Genomic DNA, 18,245 nt, shown 5'->3' on the forward strand with positions numbered 1-18,245 from the left:
GCGCGGTGAAGGCGATGGCTGTTTTGCGAGGCTCTGCCTCGCGCTCCGGGATATTTGCAGCCAGATGAAGAACGGATCCCCTGCTTCATCTGGCCCAAAATATCCCGGGGGAGGCGCGCGGCACGCGCGGCGGGGGCAGAGCCCCCTAAAGAAAAACCCCCGCCGGTGTTCCGACGGGGGTCAATCTTGTCACGAGCGGGGGTGCCCCGGATCGCTTACCAGTCTTCGCGAACCACGACGCGGGTCTTGATCGGCAGCTTCATCGCAGCCAGGCGCAGGGCCTCGCGGGCGATGTCGTCATTGACGCCGTCGATCTCGAACATCACGCGACCGGGCTTGACCTTGCAAACCCAGCGGTCGACCGAACCCTTACCTTTACCCATACGAACTTCGATCGGCTTTGCCGTGACCGGAGTGTCGGGGAAGATGCGGATCCAGACACGGCCCTGACGCTTCATGTGACGCGTCATGGCACGACGTGCAGCCTCGATCTGGCGTGCGGTTACACGCTCAGGCTCAATCGCTTTCAGGCCGTAGGTGCCAAAGTTCAGATCAGAGCCGCCCTTGGCTTCGCCCTTGATCCGGCCTTTGTGCAACTTGCGGAATTTTGTACGCTTTGGTTGAAGCATATCTTTCCCTCCTTAGCGACGACCGCCACCAGCACCACGAGGTGCAGGGCCGTCCTGGAGTTCCTGTGCTTTACGGTCACGTGCCTGCGGATCGTGCTCCATGATCTCCCCTTTGAAGATCCAGACCTTGATCCCGATGATCCCGTAGGGGGTCATCGCTTCGGCATGTGCGTAATCGATGTCGGCGCGCAGCGTGTGCAGCGGCACACGGCCTTCGCGGTACCATTCGGTCCGTGCGATTTCGGCACCACCCAGACGGCCAGCGACGTTCACCCGGATACCCAGGGCGCCCATGCGCATAGCGTTCTGTACGGCACGCTTCATCGCGCGGCGGAACGAAACACGGCGTTCCAGCTGCTGAGCGATCGACTCGGCAACCAGTTGACCGTCAAGTTCGGGCTTGCGCACTTCGACGATGTTCAGGTGCAGTTCGCTGTCGGTCATCGCAGCCAGCTTCTTGCGCAGGACTTCGATGTCCGCACCTTTCTTGCCGATGATGACACCCGGACGTGCGGCGTGGATCGTAACGCGGCACTTCTTGTGCGGACGTTCGATGATCACACGGGCAACACCGGCCTGCTTGCACTCTTTCTGGATGAACTCACGGATCTTGAGGTCTTCCAGCAGAAGATCACCGTAGTCCTTGGTATCTGCGTACCAGCGGCTGTCCCAGGTGCGGTTGACCTGAAGGCGCATGCCGATCGGATTGACTTTATGTCCCATTAGGCTTGCTCCTCAACTTGACGCACCTTGATGGTGATCTCCGAGAACGGCTTCATGATCTTGCCGAAACGGCCACGGGCACGCGGGCGACCGCGCTTCATGACCAGGTTCTTGCCAACCCAGGCTTCGGCGACGATCAGCTCGTCAACGTCCAGGTTGTGGTTGTTTTCGGCATTCGCGATTGCGGACTGCAGGCACTTCTTGACGTCCTGCGCGACGCGCTTGTTCGAGAAAGTCAGGTCGGTCAGGGCCTTCTCGACTTTCTTGCCGCGGATCATTTGCGCAACCAGGTTCAGTTTCTGCGGGCTGGTGCGAAGCATGCGCGTTTTCGCCATTGCTTCGTTTTCAGCCACGCGGCGGGGGTTCTTTTCCTTGCCCATGACTTACTTCCGCTTCGCTTTTTTGTCTGCGGCGTGGCCATAATAGGTCCGGGTCGGCGAATATTCACCGAACTTCTGACCGATCATGTCTTCCGAGACGTTTACCGGGATATGCTTCTGGCCGTTGTACACACCAAAGGTCAGACCCACGAACTGGGGCAGGATGGTGGAACGACGCGACCAGATCTTGATGACTTCGTTGCGGCCCGACTCGCGCGCTGCTTCGGCTTTTTTCAGCACGTAAGCATCGACGAAAGGACCCTTCCAAACAGAGCGAGACATGGATTAACGTCCCTTCTTCTTGGCGTGCCGCGAGCGGATGATCAGCTTCTGGGACGCTTTGTTCTTGTTGCGGGTACGCTTACCCTTGGTGTCCTTACCCCACGGCGTAACCGGCGTACGGCCACCCGAGGTACGACCCTCACCACCACCATGCGGGTGGTCGATCGGGTTCATAGCAACACCACGAACCGACGGACGCACGCCCTTGTGGCGCATACGACCGGCTTTACCGATGTTCTGGTTGCTGTTGTCGGGGTTGGACACGGCACCGATGGTGGCCATGCATTCCTGACGGACCATGCGCAGCTCGCCCGAGCTCAGACGGATCTGAGCGTAGCCGCCATCGCGGCCCACGAATTGCGCGTAAGTACCGGCCGCACGTGCGATCTGACCGCCTTTGCCAGGCTTCATCTCGATGTTGTGGACGATGGTACCGATGGGCATGCCCGAGAACGGCATTGCGTTGCCCGGCTTGATATCGGCCTTTGCCGACGCGATGACCTTGTCACCAACAGCCAGACGCTGCGGAGCCAGGATATACGCCTGCTCGCCGTCTTCGTATTTTACCAGTGCGATGAACGCGGTCCGGTTCGGGTCATATTCGATCCGCTCGACGGTTGCCGCGACATCAAATTTGTTCCGTTTGAAGTCAACGATCCGGTAGAGACGCTTTGCGCCACCGCCGCGGCGGCGTGAAGTGATCCGTCCGGTGTTGTTCCGGCCGCCCGATTTGGTCAAACCCTCTGTGAGAGACTTGACCGGACGTCCTTTCCAAAGCTCCGAACGGTCGATCAGCACCAGCCCGCGCTGGCCCGGCGTCGTCGGCTTGTACGACTTGAGTGCCATGCTTTCTGTCTTCCGTTTAGCAAGTGCAGGGGAGGTCCCCCGCTATGTGATAGGCCCCCGTAGGTGCCAAAGGTATAGGGCCCCGAAGGTCCCCGGTTGCAAAATATCTAAGGCCCCGGAACGAATCCGAGGCCGCAAGATTGGGTGCGTTTAGCAGTGTTGGCGGTGGGTGTCTATAGGATAAAGCACATTCTCTTAGCACATATCAGAAAGCCTGCACACGCACGTTTCGGCGTTTAAGAGCGCGAAAGACGATCCGCTCCTGCACGATCACTTTTTGTCGCGCGCGGCCTTCTCGTCCTTGGTCAGCTTGTTATTCCAAACATTGTTGCATAAACCAAGCTCAACGCGTGCAGGATTGGTTTTTCCGACGCTGACTTTGCCTCCCTTATCTAGGAACTCTTTAATAAGGGCGTCATCTGTCGTTTCTTTGGGGATATATTTCATTAGAATGACACTATCCGCATCAAACTCTAGGGGCAATGACCGCAATGCGGGACAATGCAGCCGTTCAGTCGGTCGCGTCCAGCAGATCAAGAACCTGATATTCAGATATGCGGGTTCTTGCGCTAGCCCGCAGTAACCGCAGTCAAATTCATGGTGATGAGGGCATTTTCCTTTGGGAGACCAACCACAGATATTGCCGTTCTCGCCGGCCGCAGGTGTGCCATCTTGCTTTCATAGGCAGCGTTCATCGCCTCGAAATCCTTCATGTCCTTGAGAAAGACGTTGATGTGAAGGATGTGGGCGAGATTGGATCCAACAGATTCAAGCATGATCTCGAATGAGTTCAGTATCTGCAGGGTTTGCGATATGACATCCGGCCCCGCGAGACGCCCGGTTGCTGGATCAACGCCAGCCGTTGCGCCAATTGCGATGAAATCTCCTGATTTGGCGATATGGCTGTACGGCCCGATTGGGTTCATCGTGTTGGGAGGTGTGGAGTACTCCACTTTTGGCGGCACAGGCTTTCTCCTCAATCGTTGATGACGTTTCTTTATACACCCAACGAGCATAATGAGAAACATGAGCAGAGTAACTGTGCCCGCCTCACATCACCGAAAGATCAGCCGCCCGAAGGCAGTTTTGGGCTCCCAGCAGAAACTCATCTAAGTAAAAGAACTCCTGCTTTTTCGAAGTTTTCTTTCCGGCGTTCAGAGCCGTTGAACGAACCCCTCACCCATAAAGCGCGCGGGCCTCGGCAAAGGACAGCAGACGGCGGCTTTGCTCATCCCACAGGTGCAGGCGCGCGTTGGCGAGGCTCTCGCGGATGGTCATCCGGTTGCTGTTGGCCAGCTCATCATGGTCGCGCAGCACTTCGGTCAGGCGATAGAACGGAATGCGGCTGTACAGGTGATGCACGTGGTGGATGCCGATATTGGCGGTGAACCACTGCAACACGGACGGCAATATATAATGAGAGCTTCCGTGCAGCGCCGCTTCGTGCAACTGCCAGTCTTCATCGGCGTCCCAATGTGTGTCCTCGAACTGGTGTTGCACATAGAACAGCCATACCCCGGCGGTGGCGGCAATCAGGGTCGAGGGCAGGAAGATCAGCACCATCGGCATCAGCCCGCCAAAATAGTAGATGGCCACAAGCGCAACCAGAATTGCAAGATTGGTGGCCATCGCGCTGACCCAGAACCGGACGCTGTCGGTCAGACCCAGTGGAAGGCGGTTCTGAAACAGGAACAGATATCCGGGGCCAAAGACGAACAGGGTGATCGGGTTTCGATACACACGATACCAGAACCGGTTCATCGGGGTTTTCGCCTGATATTCGGCCACGGTCAGGGTGTGGATATCACCCATCCCGCGTTTGCCCAGATTGCCGGAACTGTTGTGATGTGTGGAATGCGTGCGGCGCCAGACATCATAAGGTGTCAGCGTCAGAACTCCGATCGAGCGTCCAACCCAGTCACTGACCGTCCGGTTCTTGAAGAACGCGCCGTGCCCGCAATCGTGCTGGATGGCAAACAGGCGCAACAGAAAGGCCGCGTTGAGAACGGAAATCGCAAAAGCCAGCCAATAGCTGACCGACAGCGACATCCAGGACAAAGCCCAGAGCGCGAAGAAGGGGATGACACTGACGCCCAGCTCAAACGCGCTGCGCAGCTGGTCGGGTTCGCGATATTTGGCAAGCGTTGTTACCCAGTCACGTGCAGCGGTAGTCTCCGGCTGTTTCCGGGTCGAGAGAGTGGTTTCAGTCATGCGCCTGCCAAGTTCTTGTTTGTGGCAATCCGGATAGACTACCGCCCGGTCATGGCAAGCGATAATTGCCAAAATCGCCATATTTCGTGCTCGATTTTCGGTCAGACCCCGGTGAAGGTGTCCTTTTGGGTTCACCCGCGGGGCCGGTCCCGGGGCTTTTGCCGGTCATGACAAGCGGCTGGCGATCTACAGTCTTGCCAAGCCCTGCCATCGGGCCTATACGCCTGCGGTGGCTTTTTGGCCGCGAGAATCAAAACCAAGAAATGCCGTGTTTGGCCCATCACGCTTCGGGGGTCATATCCGGCTTAGGAGAAGCGAAATGAAACTGAACGAATTGCGCGACAATCCTGGCGCCGCCCCAAAACGCACCCGCGTTGGCCGTGGTCCGGGTTCCGGCAAAGGTAAAATGGGTGGCCGTGGTATCAAAGGCCAGAAATCCCGCTCGGGTGTGGCCATCAATGGCTACGAGGGCGGTCAGATGCCCTTGTACCAGCGTCTGCCCAAGCGTGGCTTCAACAAGCCAAACCGCAAGGAATTCGCCGTCATCAACCTGGGCCTGATCCAGAAATTCGTCGAAGCCGGCAAGCTGGACGCCAAGGCCGCGATCACCGAAGACGCTCTGGTTGCGTCCGGTCTGGTCCGCCGCAAGCTGGACGGTATCCGCGTTCTGGCCAAAGGCGAGATCAGCGCCAAGGTTGATCTGGAAGTGACCGGTGCGTCGAAAGCTGCCGTCGAGGCAGTTGAAAAAGCGGGCGGTTCACTGAAAGTCACAAAAGCCGCTGCGGCAGAGTAAGCGCTTGTGAGCGGGCAAAGACCCGCTTACATAGACTTCAGAGTTTTCCAAGACGCCGTCCGAGCCGGAAAACGGTTCCGGGCGGCGTTTGCATAAGAGAGACCGACTTTATGGTATCAGCAGCAGAACAAATGGCAGCCAACACAAGCTGGGCTGCCCTTGGCAAGGCCACCGATCTGCGCAACCGCATCCTGTTCACGCTGGGTTTGCTGATCGTCTATCGTCTGGGCACCTTCATTCCGGTGCCGGGGATCGACGGAGCAGCATTGCGCGAGTTCATGGAGCAGGCGGGGCAGGGCATCGGCGGTATGGTTTCGATGTTTACAGGCGGGGCGCTTGGCCGAATGGGCATCTTTGCCCTTGGCATCATGCCCTATATCTCGGCCTCGATCATCGTGCAGCTGCTGACGTCGATGGTTCCCGCGCTCGAACAGCTCAAGAAAGAGGGCGAGCAGGGCCGCAAGAAGATCAACCAATACACCCGTTTCGGCACCGTGGCGCTGGCCACCGTCCAGGCCTATGGTCTGGCCGTTTCGCTGGAATCGGGCGATCTGGCGACCGATCCGGGGCTGTATTTCCGCATGTCGACCATGATCACACTGGTCGGCGGCACCATGTTCCTGATGTGGCTGGGTGAGCAGATCACCGCACGCGGCATCGGCAACGGTATCTCTCTGATCATTTTCGTCGGCATCATCGCCGAGGTCCCCGCCGCCCTGGCGCAGTTCTTCGCGTCGGGCCGTTCGGGCGCAATCAGCCCCGCCGTGATCGTTGGCGTGATCGTGATGGTGATTGCCGTCATCATGTTCGTGGTCTTCATGGAACGGGCGCTGCGAAAGATTCATATTCAGTACCCGCGCCGTCAGGCCGGGATGAAAATCTACGAAGGCGGCTCCAGCCACTTGCCGGTCAAGGTCAACCCCGCGGGCGTGATCCCGGCGATCTTTGCCAGCTCGCTGCTGCTGCTGCCGGTGACGATCTCGACCTTCTCGTCGGGCGCGGCAAATGGGCCGGTCATGTCGTGGCTGCTGGCCAATTTCGGCCCCGGACAGCCGCTGTATCTGCTGTTCTTCGCGTCGATGATCGTGTTCTTTGCGTATTTCTACACGTTCAACGTGTCGTTCAAACCGGATGATGTGGCGGACAACCTGAAAAAGCAGAACGGGTTCGTGCCCGGTATCCGCCCGGGTAAGAAAACCGCCGAGTATCTGGAATACGTGGTCAACCGCGTGCTGGTTCTGGGGTCGGCCTATCTGGCACTGGTCTGCCTGCTGCCCGAGATTCTGCGCAACCAGTTTGCCATCCCGTTCTATTTCGGCGGCACCTCGGTTCTGATTATCGTCTCCGTGACCATGGATACGATCCAGCAGGTTCAGAGCCATCTTCTGGCGCATCAATACGAAGGGCTTATCGAAAAGTCTCAACTGCGCGGCAAAAGCAAGAAACGCGGCAGGAAGGGACCCTCTCGTCGATGAATATCATTCTGTTGGGCCCCCCGGGGGCTGGGAAAGGAACGCAGGCCCGTCACCTGGTGGAAACACGCGGCATGGTGCAGCTCAGCACGGGCGACATGCTGCGCGAGGCCAAGACCTCGGGCACCGAGATGGGCCGGAAGGTTGCGGCGATCATGGATGCGGGCAAGCTGGTCACCGATGAAATCGTGATCGGCCTGATCGAAGAGAAACTGACCACCGAAACAGGGGCCGGTTTCATCTTTGACGGCTTTCCCCGCACGCTGGCGCAGGCCGATGCTCTGGCCGCTTTGCTGGCCAAGCTGGGCCAGTCGCTGCACACCGTGATCGAGATGCGCGTTGATGACGACGCGCTGGTGGGCCGGATCACCGCACGCTCAACCTGTGGCGGATGTGGTGAAGTCTATAACGACAACACCAAGCCAATTCCGGCGGATGGCAAATGCACCAATTGCGGCAAGGAAAATGACTTCCAGCGCCGCGCCGATGACAACGAAGACAGCCTGCGCACACGGTTGATGGAGTACTATAAAAAGACCTCGCCGCTGATCGGTTATTACTACGCCAAGGGCGATCTGCGTCCGGTGAATGGGCTGGCGGATATCAAGGAAGTCACCGCGTCGATCGAGGCGATACTGGGTTAGTCCGCCGGGACTTCGTATGATTTATCGAAACGCAGCTGTGCCTCCTGAATTGGAGCCAAAGATTGATCTTTATAGAGATCTTTTGGAAGAGGGGCGCAGCCTTTTCATAAAGTCTACGAAGCGATGGTTCTTGCTTGGATTACCCATCGTTGCATTGTGGCTGTTCTTGGCAGAGTACATTTTGCAGCATATCAGCGTGTCTCTGTTTTACCTCCTTACTGTATTTGGTCTACCTGCTTTGATCACGTGGGACATCCGTCGTAAGCGTGATGCTTTGCAAAACCAGATTTTAGCTATTCAGTATGAGTTTCAACGAATGGGATTGAGCATCGCTCACGATCCAGGGTCAAACATCAGCGTTGATAAGTGGTCTTAACTGCTCCAAAGTTCGCGATATCTAGGCTTTTGAGTTCTCTGTAATTACCATCGAGATTGATGGTCCTCGTTTCGGACTTGACGCCAGCGCCAAAAGCCCATATCGACCCCCATCCCTAAAGGGAATCAAGACCGCATGCGGGATTCGTCCCAATTGCCCCGACCACCTCGAATAATACTGGACCCTCTGGCGTCACTGCCACGGTAAAGTGTTGTGAAAAAAGGTTCCGGAGTTACGGAACCGCAACAAAAAGGAAAGTGACACGTGGCACGTATTGCCGGCGTAAACATCCCGACTGCAAAGCGGGTTCCAATCGCCCTTACATATATCACCGGTATCGGCAACACCTCGGCCAACGCGATCTGCGAAGCCGTGGGCATTGAAGCGCACCGCCGCGTCAATGAACTGTCGGATGCCGAAGTTCTGGCCATCCGCGAACATATCGACGCCAACTACACCGTCGAAGGTGACCTGCGTCGCGAAGTTCAGATGAACGTCAAGCGTCTGATGGACCTGGGCTGCTATCGCGGTCTGCGTCACCGCCGCAACCTGCCGGTTCGCGGTCAGCGTACCCACACCAACGCTCGTACCCGCAAAGGCCCCGCAAAGGCCATTGCCGGTAAGAAGAAATAAGGGAGGGTCTGACCGATGGCACGCGATAAGACTCGCATCAAGCGCAAAGAGCGCAAGAACATCGCATCGGGCGTTGCCCATGTGAACTCGACCTTCAACAACACCAAGATCCTGATCTCGGACGTACAGGGCAACGCCATCTCGTGGTCGTCTGCCGGTACCATGGGCTTCAAGGGATCGCGGAAATCTACCCCGTATGCCGCGCAGATGGCTGCGGAAGACGCAGGCAAGAAAGCGCAGGAACATGGCGTCAAGACGCTGGAAGTCGAAGTTCAAGGCCCCGGTTCGGGTCGTGAGTCGGCTCTGCGCGCACTGGCTGCCGTGGGCTTCAACATCACGTCGATCCGTGACGTGACCCCGATTGCTCACAACGGCTGCCGTCCGCCGAAGCGTCGTCGCGTCTAAGCGATCTGAAATTAAGCTGGGGCTGTGTTTTTACACGGCCCCAGCACGTCATTTTGAACCTCGGGCGTCTGCACCTTGTTGGTCATGGGGCGCGGGCAGGAATGGAGGGATTACATGATCCACAAGAATTGGGCAGAATTGATCAAGCCGACCCAGCTGGAAGCCAAGCCGGGCAACGACCCTGCGCGTCAGGCGACTCTGGTTGCCGAACCGCTGGAGCGTGGTTTTGGTCTGACCCTGGGCAACGCCCTGCGTCGCGTCCTGATGAGCTCGCTGCAAGGCGCGGCCATCACCAGCGTCCAGATCGACAACGTCCTGCACGAGTTCTCCTCGGTTGCGGGCGTGCGTGAAGACGTCACCGACATCATCCTGAACCTCAAGCAGGTTGCCCTGCGCATGGAAGTCGAAGGCCCCAAGCGCCTGTCGATCAATGCCAAAGGTCCGGCAATCGTTACCGCAGGTGACATCAGCGAAAGCGCAGGTATCGAGGTTCTGAACCGCGATCACGTCATCTGTCACCTGGACGACGGCGCCGACCTGTTCATGGAGCTGACCGTCAACACCGGTAAGGGTTACGTTTCGGCTGAAAAGAACAAGCCGGAAGATGCGCCCATCGGCCTGATCCCGATCGACGCGATCTATTCGCCGGTCAAGAAAGTCGCCTACGACGTGCAGCCGACCCGCGAAGGTCAGGTTCTGGACTATGACAAGCTGACCCTGAAGATCGATACCGACGGTTCGATCACCCCCGATGACGCACTGGCCTACGCCGCGCGCATCCTGCAGGATCAGCTGTCGATCTTCGTCAACTTCGACGAGCCGGAATCGGCAAACCGTCAGGACGAAGACGATGGTCTGGAGTTCAACCCGCTGCTGCTGAAGAAAGTGGACGAGCTGGAACTGTCGGTCCGTTCGGCAAACTGCCTAAAGAACGACAACATCGTCTATATCGGCGACCTGATCCAGAAGACCGAAGCCGAGATGCTGCGCACCCCGAACTTCGGCCGCAAGTCGCTGAACGAGATCAAGGAAGTGCTGTCCGGCATGGGTCTGCACCTCGGCATGGATGTCGAGGATTGGCCGCCCGACAACATCGAAGATCTGGCAAAGAAATTCGAAGACGCATTCTAAGCATCTTCGGCTGCGGCGGCGGGTCCAACCTGCCGTCGCAGGTTTTGTACATTTCGGACCAATGGGGTCTGAAAGCCGGTACAAAACGTACAATCCGGGCAATCCTGCCCCAAGGTGAGCCTCTGACACGCATCGGAGGCCGGACAAAGCAAAACGCGAAAGAAGGAATTGAAAAATGCGTCACGCACGTGGTTACCGCCGCCTGAACCGTACTCATGAGCACCGCAAGGCTCTGTTTGCAAACATGGCTGGCTCGCTCATCGAACATGAGCAGATCAAGACAACTCTGCCCAAAGCAAAAGAACTGCGCCCGATCATCGAAAAACTGATCACCCTGGGCAAGCGCGGCGACCTGCACGCCCGCCGTCAGGCCGCAGCACAGCTGAAAGAAGACAAAGACGTCGCCAAGCTGTTCGAAGTTCTGGGCCCCCGCTATGCTGAGCGTCAGGGCGGTTATGTCCGCATCCTGAAAGCCGGATTCCGCTATGGTGACATGGCTCCGATGGCGATCATCGAATTCGTCGATCGCGACATCGATGCCAAAGGCGCCGCGGACAAAGCCCGCGCTGCCGCCGAAGAGGCCGCAGCCGAAGAATAAGCACAACGGTCATCGACCTGATGCGCCTGCCCGAGCAATCGGGCGGGCTTTTTTGTGCCTCAGCTAACCAATTGCCTTCATTCGATTTGCGCCATAAGTTCAGGCTGTTATGGCAAGTGAACCCGCAGCAGGATACTCGGGCAAACCGCTCTGGGCGAAACTGGGATTCAAACCCGGATACATGGTCCGTACGCTCAACGCCCTTGCCCATTATGCAAACCTGACAGCGGGTGCCGACGGTGTTCTGTTCGACCCCGTAGCCGATCTCGCGGATGCGGTTCACATGTTCCTGAACCACCCGAACCAGATCGCCGAAATGGCCGCTGAGCAAATCGCCCACATACGGCCCGGAGGAATGCTGTGGGTGTCCTGGGCCAAGAAATCTTCGCCACTGCACGCAGGTGTGACCGAGGATATGCTGCGCAGTGAAATCCTGCCGCTGGGCTGGGTCGACGTGCAGGTTTGCGCGGGTGACGCCGATTGGTCCGGGCTCAAGTTCCTGCGCCGCCGAAGCTGAGCGCGCGGCTTGCATTTATCGCCTTTGCCCCGCATATCCCAAGGATGATCTAATCCGGAGCCCCCATGATCCGCGTATCCATTATTTCTCTTATGATTGTCATGGCCCTGCCAGCATTTGCCGAAACCCGCGTCCCGCAATCACAGTCCGAAATCTCTCTGGGCTTTGCTCCGGTGGTCAAAAAGGCCTCGCCTGCGGTGGTGAATATCTACGCCAAGATCGTGCGGCAGGGGCGGGCCAGCCCGTTTTATTCGGACCCGTTCTTTCGGGATTTCTTCGGCGGCAGCCTGGGAACACCGCAGCCGCGGGTTCAGAATTCGCTGGGCTCCGGGGTCATCCTGTCTGAAGATGGTTACGTTGTGTCCAACTACCATGTTGTAGGCTCGGCGACCGAGATCAGGGTCGTGACAACCGATCGGCGCGAGTTTTCTGCCACGGTCGTACTGGGGCACGAAGAAAGCGATATTGCGATCCTGCGTCTGGAAGAGGCGCAAGATCTGCCCTACCTGACCCTGCGCGATTCCGATCAGGTCGAGGTTGGCGAACTGGCCCTTGCCATCGGCAACCCGTTCGGGGTGGGGCAGACGGTGTCCTCTGGCATCATCTCGGGCTTGGCGCGTACAGGTACGGCGACGGGCAATGCGCGCGGGTATTTCATTCAGACAGATGCAGCGATCAATCCGGGGAATTCCGGCGGTGCGCTGATTGATATGAACGGGGACCTGATCGGGATCAACACGTCTATTCTGACACGCTCGGGCGGGTCGAATGGCATCGGTTTTGCCATCCCCGCAAATCTTGTGGCCGAGTTCCTGAAACAGGCACAGCAGGGCAATGACAGTTTTGTCAGCCCTTGGGCAGGCATGACCGGTCAGCATATGAGCGCGGATATTGCTGAATCCCTTGGTCTTGCCATCCCACTGGGTGTTGTCATCTCGGACCTGCATGACCTTAGCCCGCTGCGCGAGGCGGGGCTTAAGGTGGGGGATGTCGTGACCCATGTGGACGGGGACGAAGTGAACTCACCTGCCGAGATGAAGTTTCGCATGTCTGTCGCAGGGGTTGGGGGAACATCGGTTCTGACACGGCTGCGTGGCACCCAGAGCGAAGAGGTTGAGGTGGCACTGATCAAAGCGCCCGAAGTCCCGGCGGCTGAAGAGACGACATTGGATGAAGACACTGTCCTGCCGGGGCTGGTGGTGTCCCGCGTCAACCCTGCGGTGATCTCTGATATGGGCTTGCCACTGTCCCAGACAGGTGTCGTTGTTGTTGATCCCGGTCCCTATGGTGGACGCGCGGGTTTGCGATCGGGGGATATTCTTGAAAGCATCAATTCCAATGACATCGAACGTCCTGGGGATGTAGAGAATGCGCTGACAGATCCGGGTCGTCGTGTGCAGATGGGTCTTCTGCGCGGTGGCCGGTCAGTCTCATTGCGGTTCCGGCTGTAACCCGTGAGCGATCTGTTCGATACCGGGCCAACGGAACCCACCGCTGCGCCACACCGTCCCCTGGCGGACCGGTTGCGCCCGCAGACTCTTGCCGAGGTCATCGGTCAGGAACAGGTTCTTGGCCCGAATGCGCCGCTGGGGGTCATGCTGGCGTCGGGCAGTCTGTCCAGCCTGATCTTCTGGGGGCCGCCCGGTGTCGGAAAGACGACGATCGCACGGTTGCTGGCGCAGGAAACCGATCTGCATTTCGTTCAGATCAGTGCGATTTTCACCGGTGTGCCGGATTTGAAGAAGGTTTTCGAAGCGGCCAAGATCAGGCGTCAGAATGGGCAGGGGACCTTGCTGTTCGTGGACGAGATTCACCGCTTCAACAAGGCACAGCAGGACGGTTTTCTGCCGCATATGGAGGACGGCACGATCCTTCTTGTCGGGGCAACGACCGAGAACCCGTCCTTTGAGCTGAACGCCGCTGTTCTCAGCCGGTCGCAGGTTCTGGTGCTGGAACGGCTTGGCCTTTCCGATCTTGAACGCCTGACCCAGCGTGCCGAAAAAGAGCTGGGCCGCGCGTTGCCGTTGACACCCGCAGCCCGCGATGCGTTGCAGGAAATGGCCGATGGGGACGGACGGGCGTTGTTGAACCTGATCGAACAGGTTTCGGCTTGGAAGGTTGATGCGCCGTTGGACACGGACGCGCTGTCGACGCGTCTGATGCGGCGGGCGGCGAAATATGACAAGTCGGGCGATGAACATTACAACCTGATTTCAGCCCTGCACAAATCGGTACGCGGGTCCGACCCGGACGCGGCGCTGTACTGGTTCGCGCGAATGCTGACAGGGGGCGAAGACCCGCGCTATCTGGCGCGTCGGATCACACGGATGGCGGTCGAGGATATCGGTCTGGCCGACCCGCAGGCGCAGGCCATATGCCTGCAATCCTGGGAAACGTATGAGCGGCTCGGCTCCCCCGAAGGTGAGCTGGCGCTGGCGCAGGCGCTGGTCTATCTGGCCCTGGCCCCGAAATCCAACGGCGCCTATGTCGGCTATAAGGCAGCGATGCGGCTGGCCAAGCAATCGGGAAGCGAGCCACCGCCCAAACATATCCTGAATGCCCCCACATCACTGATGAAGGATCAGGGATATGGTGCCGGCTACGCGTATGACCATGACGCCGAAGACGGGTTTTCCGGTCAGAACTATTTCCCCGAAACGATGAAACGCCCGGTTCTGTATCAACCGGTCGAGCGTGGGTTCGAGCGTGAGCTGAAAAAGCGCCTCGATTACTTCGCCAAGCTTCGGACCCAGCGCAACAGCTAGGCTGGCTGGGAATGCACTGATCGTGCCGAGAAGTGGCGGGCGGCGCTGAGCCCTCGCGAACGCCAAAGGTTCCTGTCTGATACCTTGACTCTTGCCGCGTTGCGCGCGAGAGACCCCCATGATTTCTGGGATACGGACAAAGACGCAATCCGGGCGGATCACCCGCGCGGCGCAAGGGGCAATGGCATGAGTGGCGTACAGATGATTACAGTCGCTGAAGGGGACGGCGATCAGCGTGTGGACCGCTGGTTGCGCCGCCTGTTCCCGCATGTCAGCCAGGGCCGCATCGAAAAGATGTGCCGCAAGGGGGAACTGCGCGTGGATGGCAGCCGGGCCAAGGCCTCGACCCGATTGGAGGTCGGGCAGGTGGTTCGTGTGCCGCCGTTGCCGGGGCCAGATCACAAACCGGTTGAGGTCAGGCATCGTATCTCGGATGCGGATGCCAAGATGATCCAGTCCTGCGTGATCTACCGTGATGATCACATTCTGGCCCTGAACAAGCCGCAGGGCCTGCCGGTTCAGGGCGGCAGCGGGCAGACCCGGCATGTCGACAGCCTGTCCGAGGCGTTGCGGTTTGGGTATGACGAAAACCCGCGTCTGGTTCACCGCCTGGACAAGGACACGTCAGGTGTTCTGCTGCTGGCCCGCACGCGCGAAGCCGCAAAGGGGCTGACAGCCGCTTTCCGTCACCGCGACACGCGCAAGATTTACTGGGCGCTGGTTGCAGGTGTTCCCACGCCATATCTGGGTGAAATCAAGACGGGTCTTGTGAAAGCAGCTGGTCATGGCGCGCACGGCGAGGGTGAAAAGATGATCCCCGTCCATATGAACGAGATCGACAGCACCCCCGGTGCGAAACGGGCACATACACATTATGCGACCCTCTACCGTGTGGCCGGGCGCGCCGCTTGGGTCGCGATGGAGCCAATCACGGGCCGCACCCACCAACTGCGCGCGCATATGGCAGCGATCGGGCATCCGATCATCGGCGACGGCAAATACGGTGGCTCGGGGCAGGAAAACCTGGGTGATGGCTGGGGCGCGCAACTGGGTGGGATCATCAGCAAAAAGCTGCATCTGCACGCGCGGCGACTGTCATTCCTGCATCCGACAACGCGCAAACCTGTGACCGTGACAGCGCCCTTGCCGGAACATATGAAACACAGCTGGGACACCTTCGGCTGGACCGAGGATCTGGCCGCCGACGACCCGTTTGAGGCGCTGCAATGAGCGCACCCCTGCGGCTGGTTCTGTTTGATGTAGATGGTACTCTGGTCGACAGTCAGGGCAGTATCGTTCACGCCATGACCACCAGCTTTCAGGCCGCTTCGATCCCTGTACCGACGCGAGAGGTGATCCTGTCCATCGTCGGGCTGTCCCTGCCACATGCTATCGCACGGTTAGTGCCGGACCAACCTTCCTCGGTCCAGAACGATCTCGTTGAAGGGTATAAGGAAGCCTATCACGCGCATCGTGTGGATATGGGCGCGGCCAGCTCTCCGCTCTATCCCGGTGCGAGAGAGGCGATTGAAGCCTTGCACGCCGTGCCCGAAGTGCTTCTTGGGGTGGCAACCGGCAAATCCCAGCGCGGGCTTGATGCGTTGATCGAAGTGCATGGGCTTGAGCCCTACTTCGTCACCCGGCAGGTTGCCGACCACCATCCGTCGAAACCGCATCCATCCATGGTGCAGACCGCGTTGACCGAGACTGGTGTCGAACCCGACTGCGCGGTGATGGTCGGCGATACAAGCTATGACATGGACATGGCTGCCGCTGCCGGAGTGCGCGGCATCGGCGTGGCATGGGGGTACCATGATCGGTCTGCTTTGACCTCGGCCACCTGCGTGATTGAGACCTTTGACCAGTTGCCCAATGCGCTGGCCGGGATATGGAACTGAAACATGAGCGACTGGAAACCGAAACGCTTCTGGAAAGAAAGCCGGATCACCGAGGTCGACGGCGGGTTTACGGTTGAACTAGATGGCCGCCGCGTCAAGACCCCTGCCAAAGCGGCGTTGATCCTGCCGACCCGCGCCATGGCCGAAGCGGTTGCGGCAGAATGGGATGCCCAGCAGAAAGAGGTAGATCCGTCGACAATGCCATGCACCCGTTCGGCGAATGCGGCAATCGACAAGGTTCGGTCCCAGCACGGGGAAGTTGCCGATATGCTTGCGGATTATGGCGATTCCGACCTGCTATGTTATCGGGCGACACACCCGTCAGAGTTGCAGGAACGTCAAAGCGCCGAATGGGACCCGGCGCTGGACTGGGCCGAGGCCGCGCTGTCTGCTCGCTTGCAGCCAGTTATCGGTGTGCTGCACAAGCCGCAATCTGATGCTGCCCTGTCGGCGCTGCGTGCTCGCGTCCACGCGCTGGATGCGTTTCAACTGGCGGCGTTCCACGATCTGGTCAGCTTGTCGGGGTCATTGATTCTCGGGTTTGCGGCGGCCATGGATTGGCGCGAACCAGCCGAAATTTGGCACATTTCGCGGCTGGACGAAACCTGGCAGGTCGAACAATGGGGTCACGATGACGAGGCCCATGTGGTCGCCGAAACGAAGAAAGCCGCGTTTCTGCATGCTAAACGCTTCTTTGATATGTCGGTTTGATCCTTATTTTCCGATTTTTGGCCAAATGTTCAAATTGGTTGGGGTCTGATCCATCGTTTTCGATGATCCGACCCTTGACGTTTGTTTATGAATACGCCCAAACTCAGTGCCACTAAAGGGGAGACACCTTTGGAGTAACCTATCCGGCATCCACTTGCCGGGCAGAGCCGCCTCTGATGGGGCGGGAAATCAGGAAGAGGTAAAAATGAAAAAATCCGTAATCTTGGGCGCGGCAACGATTGCCGGTCTTGCTGCTGGCGCAGCCGTGGCAGGGACCGTTGACGACGTTAAAGCGCGCGGCAAGCTGAACTGTGGCGTGACCACCGGTCTGGTTGGCTTTGCTGCTCCCGATGCCAATGGCGAATGGCAGGGCTTTGACGTATCGCTGTGCCGTGCCGTTGCTGCTGCTGTTCTGGGCGATGCAAGCGCGGTAGAATTCGTTCCGACCACCGGTAAGACACGTTTTACCGCTCTGGCCTCGGGCGAGATCGACATGCTGGCGCGTAACACCACCTGGACCTTCAGCCGCGACGTCGACCTGAAGTTCGAATTCACCGGTGTGAACTACTATGACGGTCAGGGCTTTATGGTTCCCAAGGCACTGGGCGTAAGCTCGGCCAAGGAACTGGACGGCGCAACCGTTTGTATCCAGACCGGCACCACAACCGAGCTGAACCTGGCGGACTTCTTCCGTTCGAACAACATCAGCTACGAACCGGTTCCGATCGAAACCAACGCCGAAGCACAGCAGCAGTACCTGGCTGGCGCATGTGACGTTTACACCACCGACGCTTCGGGTCTGGCGGCAACCCGCGCCACATTCGAAAACCCCGGTGATCACATCCTGCTGCCTGAAATCATCTCGAAAGAGCCGCTGGGCCCGCTGGTCCGTCACGGCGACCACGAGTGGGGCGACGTTGTGCGCTGGACTCTGAACGCGCTGATCTCGGCTGAAGAACTGGGCGTAACCTCGGCCAATATCGATGAACTGGCCGCTGGCACCGAAAACCCCGAAATCAACCGCCTGCTGGGTACCGAAGGCACCCTGGGCGAGATGCTGGGTCTGAACGCTGACTGGGCAGCCAAGGCGATCAAAGCCGGCGGCAACTATGGCGAAGTGTTTGCCAAGAACATCGGTGAAGAAACCCCGATTGGTCTGGCACGCGGCCTGAACGCACAGTGGACCGAAGGCGGCCTGCTGTACTCGCCGCCTTTCCGCTAATATCGACGG

The 18,245-nt window shown here is 58.7% G+C and carries 23 protein-coding genes; 15 read left to right on the top strand and 8 right to left on the bottom strand.

The annotated features are described in order from the left end of the window. Positions 1 to 215: 215 nt before the first annotated feature. The 8 genes from rplP to AC2FNC_RS12045 all read right to left on the bottom strand — a co-directional run bounded on the left by rplP (position 216) and on the right by AC2FNC_RS12045 (position 5,071). Entirely contained in the window at positions 216 to 629 is a 414-nt protein-coding gene (gene rplP, locus AC2FNC_RS12010; protein WP_267364819.1) for a 50S ribosomal protein L16, read from the bottom strand. A 12-nt stretch (positions 630 to 641) separates the two neighbouring features. Further along, positions 642 to 1,352 carry a 30S ribosomal protein S3 gene (gene rpsC / locus AC2FNC_RS12015; protein WP_496715444.1) on the bottom strand — a complete coding sequence of 237 codons (711 nt, stop codon included), beginning with the start codon at positions 1,350 to 1,352 and terminating at the stop codon, positions 642 to 644. Then, on the bottom strand, positions 1,352 to 1,732 hold the full coding sequence (rplV, locus tag AC2FNC_RS12020; RefSeq protein ID WP_039538267.1) for a 50S ribosomal protein L22: 381 nt from the start codon (positions 1,730 to 1,732) through the stop codon (positions 1,352 to 1,354). Before rplV ends, rpsC begins: the two co-directional genes overlap by 1 nt. Before the next feature lie 3 nt (positions 1,733 to 1,735). Beyond that, on the bottom strand, positions 1,736 to 2,014 hold the full coding sequence (gene rpsS, locus AC2FNC_RS12025; protein ID WP_005980699.1) for a 30S ribosomal protein S19: 279 nt from the start codon (positions 2,012 to 2,014) through the stop codon (positions 1,736 to 1,738). Positions 2,015 to 2,017: 3 nt separating this feature from the next. Next, positions 2,018 to 2,860 (bottom strand): 50S ribosomal protein L2, encoded by an 843-nt coding sequence (rplB, locus tag AC2FNC_RS12030; protein WP_480474051.1) that lies wholly within the window; start codon positions 2,858 to 2,860, stop codon positions 2,018 to 2,020. A gap of 270 nt (positions 2,861 to 3,130) precedes the next feature. Beyond that, the gene (locus tag AC2FNC_RS12035; protein WP_496715445.1) at positions 3,131 to 3,307 is read right to left on the bottom strand and encodes a hypothetical protein; all 177 of its coding nucleotides are present in this window, start codon (positions 3,305 to 3,307) and stop codon (positions 3,131 to 3,133) included. A gap of 122 nt (positions 3,308 to 3,429) precedes the next feature. Further along, positions 3,430 to 3,888: a RidA family protein gene (locus AC2FNC_RS12040; protein ID WP_496715447.1), complete on the bottom strand. Its 459-nt coding sequence runs from the start codon at positions 3,886 to 3,888 to the stop codon at positions 3,430 to 3,432. A 148-nt stretch (positions 3,889 to 4,036) separates the two neighbouring features. After that, positions 4,037 to 5,071: a fatty acid desaturase gene (locus AC2FNC_RS12045; RefSeq protein ID WP_480607377.1), complete on the bottom strand. Its 1,035-nt coding sequence runs from the start codon at positions 5,069 to 5,071 to the stop codon at positions 4,037 to 4,039. 319 nt (positions 5,072 to 5,390) lie between these two features. On the opposite strand from AC2FNC_RS12045, the gene rplO reads away from it, so the two are divergent. From rplO to AC2FNC_RS12120, 15 genes are all read left to right on the top strand, one after another. Then, entirely contained in the window at positions 5,391 to 5,864 is a 474-nt protein-coding gene (gene rplO / locus AC2FNC_RS12050; RefSeq protein ID WP_480496037.1) for a 50S ribosomal protein L15, read from the top strand. Between the two features lie 110 nt (positions 5,865 to 5,974). Beyond that, positions 5,975 to 7,339: a preprotein translocase subunit SecY gene (gene secY, locus AC2FNC_RS12055; RefSeq protein ID WP_480474046.1), complete on the top strand. Its 1,365-nt coding sequence runs from the start codon at positions 5,975 to 5,977 to the stop codon at positions 7,337 to 7,339. Beyond that, on the top strand, positions 7,336 to 7,980 hold the full coding sequence (locus tag AC2FNC_RS12060; protein WP_267363761.1) for an adenylate kinase: 645 nt from the start codon (positions 7,336 to 7,338) through the stop codon (positions 7,978 to 7,980). Before secY ends, AC2FNC_RS12060 begins: the two co-directional genes overlap by 4 nt. 16 nt (positions 7,981 to 7,996) lie before the next feature. Next, complete coding sequence (locus tag AC2FNC_RS12065) at positions 7,997 to 8,356, top strand: hypothetical protein (RefSeq protein WP_480901035.1); 360 nt, start codon at positions 7,997 to 7,999, stop codon at positions 8,354 to 8,356. Between the two features lie 264 nt (positions 8,357 to 8,620). Beyond that, positions 8,621 to 8,989: a 30S ribosomal protein S13 gene (gene rpsM, locus AC2FNC_RS12070; RefSeq protein WP_209505862.1), complete on the top strand. Its 369-nt coding sequence runs from the start codon at positions 8,621 to 8,623 to the stop codon at positions 8,987 to 8,989. A 15-nt stretch (positions 8,990 to 9,004) separates the two neighbouring features. Further along, positions 9,005 to 9,394 (top strand): 30S ribosomal protein S11, encoded by a 390-nt coding sequence (gene rpsK / locus AC2FNC_RS12075; RefSeq protein WP_170462414.1) that lies wholly within the window; start codon positions 9,005 to 9,007, stop codon positions 9,392 to 9,394. 114 nt (positions 9,395 to 9,508) lie between these two features. After that, positions 9,509 to 10,525: a DNA-directed RNA polymerase subunit alpha gene (locus AC2FNC_RS12080; RefSeq protein ID WP_480474044.1), complete on the top strand. Its 1,017-nt coding sequence runs from the start codon at positions 9,509 to 9,511 to the stop codon at positions 10,523 to 10,525. Between the two features lie 175 nt (positions 10,526 to 10,700). Then, entirely contained in the window at positions 10,701 to 11,123 is a 423-nt protein-coding gene (rplQ, locus tag AC2FNC_RS12085; protein WP_480474043.1) for a 50S ribosomal protein L17, read from the top strand. Positions 11,124 to 11,232: 109 nt separating this feature from the next. Beyond that, positions 11,233 to 11,640 carry a hypothetical protein gene (locus tag AC2FNC_RS12090; protein ID WP_496715449.1) on the top strand — a complete coding sequence of 136 codons (408 nt, stop codon included), beginning with the start codon at positions 11,233 to 11,235 and terminating at the stop codon, positions 11,638 to 11,640. A 65-nt stretch (positions 11,641 to 11,705) separates the two neighbouring features. After that, positions 11,706 to 13,091, top strand: coding sequence for a trypsin-like peptidase domain-containing protein (locus AC2FNC_RS12095; RefSeq protein WP_496715450.1), 1,386 nt, complete (start codon positions 11,706 to 11,708; stop codon positions 13,089 to 13,091). A gap of 3 nt (positions 13,092 to 13,094) precedes the next feature. Then, positions 13,095 to 14,405, top strand: a complete 1,311-nt coding sequence (locus tag AC2FNC_RS12100) for a replication-associated recombination protein A (protein WP_480554832.1) — start codon at positions 13,095 to 13,097, stop codon at positions 14,403 to 14,405. 186 nt (positions 14,406 to 14,591) lie between these two features. Continuing rightward, positions 14,592 to 15,635, top strand: coding sequence for an RluA family pseudouridine synthase (locus tag AC2FNC_RS12105; RefSeq protein WP_496715452.1), 1,044 nt, complete (start codon positions 14,592 to 14,594; stop codon positions 15,633 to 15,635). After that, complete coding sequence (locus AC2FNC_RS12110) at positions 15,632 to 16,303, top strand: HAD-IA family hydrolase (RefSeq protein ID WP_496715453.1); 672 nt, start codon at positions 15,632 to 15,634, stop codon at positions 16,301 to 16,303. Before AC2FNC_RS12105 ends, AC2FNC_RS12110 begins: the two co-directional genes overlap by 4 nt. A gap of 3 nt (positions 16,304 to 16,306) precedes the next feature. After that, complete coding sequence (locus tag AC2FNC_RS12115) at positions 16,307 to 17,014, top strand: ATP12 family chaperone protein (protein ID WP_480520347.1); 708 nt, start codon at positions 16,307 to 16,309, stop codon at positions 17,012 to 17,014. A 205-nt stretch (positions 17,015 to 17,219) separates the two neighbouring features. Next, the gene (locus AC2FNC_RS12120; protein WP_480474036.1) at positions 17,220 to 18,236 is read left to right on the top strand and encodes an amino acid ABC transporter substrate-binding protein; all 1,017 of its coding nucleotides are present in this window, start codon (positions 17,220 to 17,222) and stop codon (positions 18,234 to 18,236) included. Positions 18,237 to 18,245 lie beyond the last annotated feature (9 nt).

The sequence above is a fragment of the Ruegeria sp. BHSA123 genome (assembly GCF_059613425.1).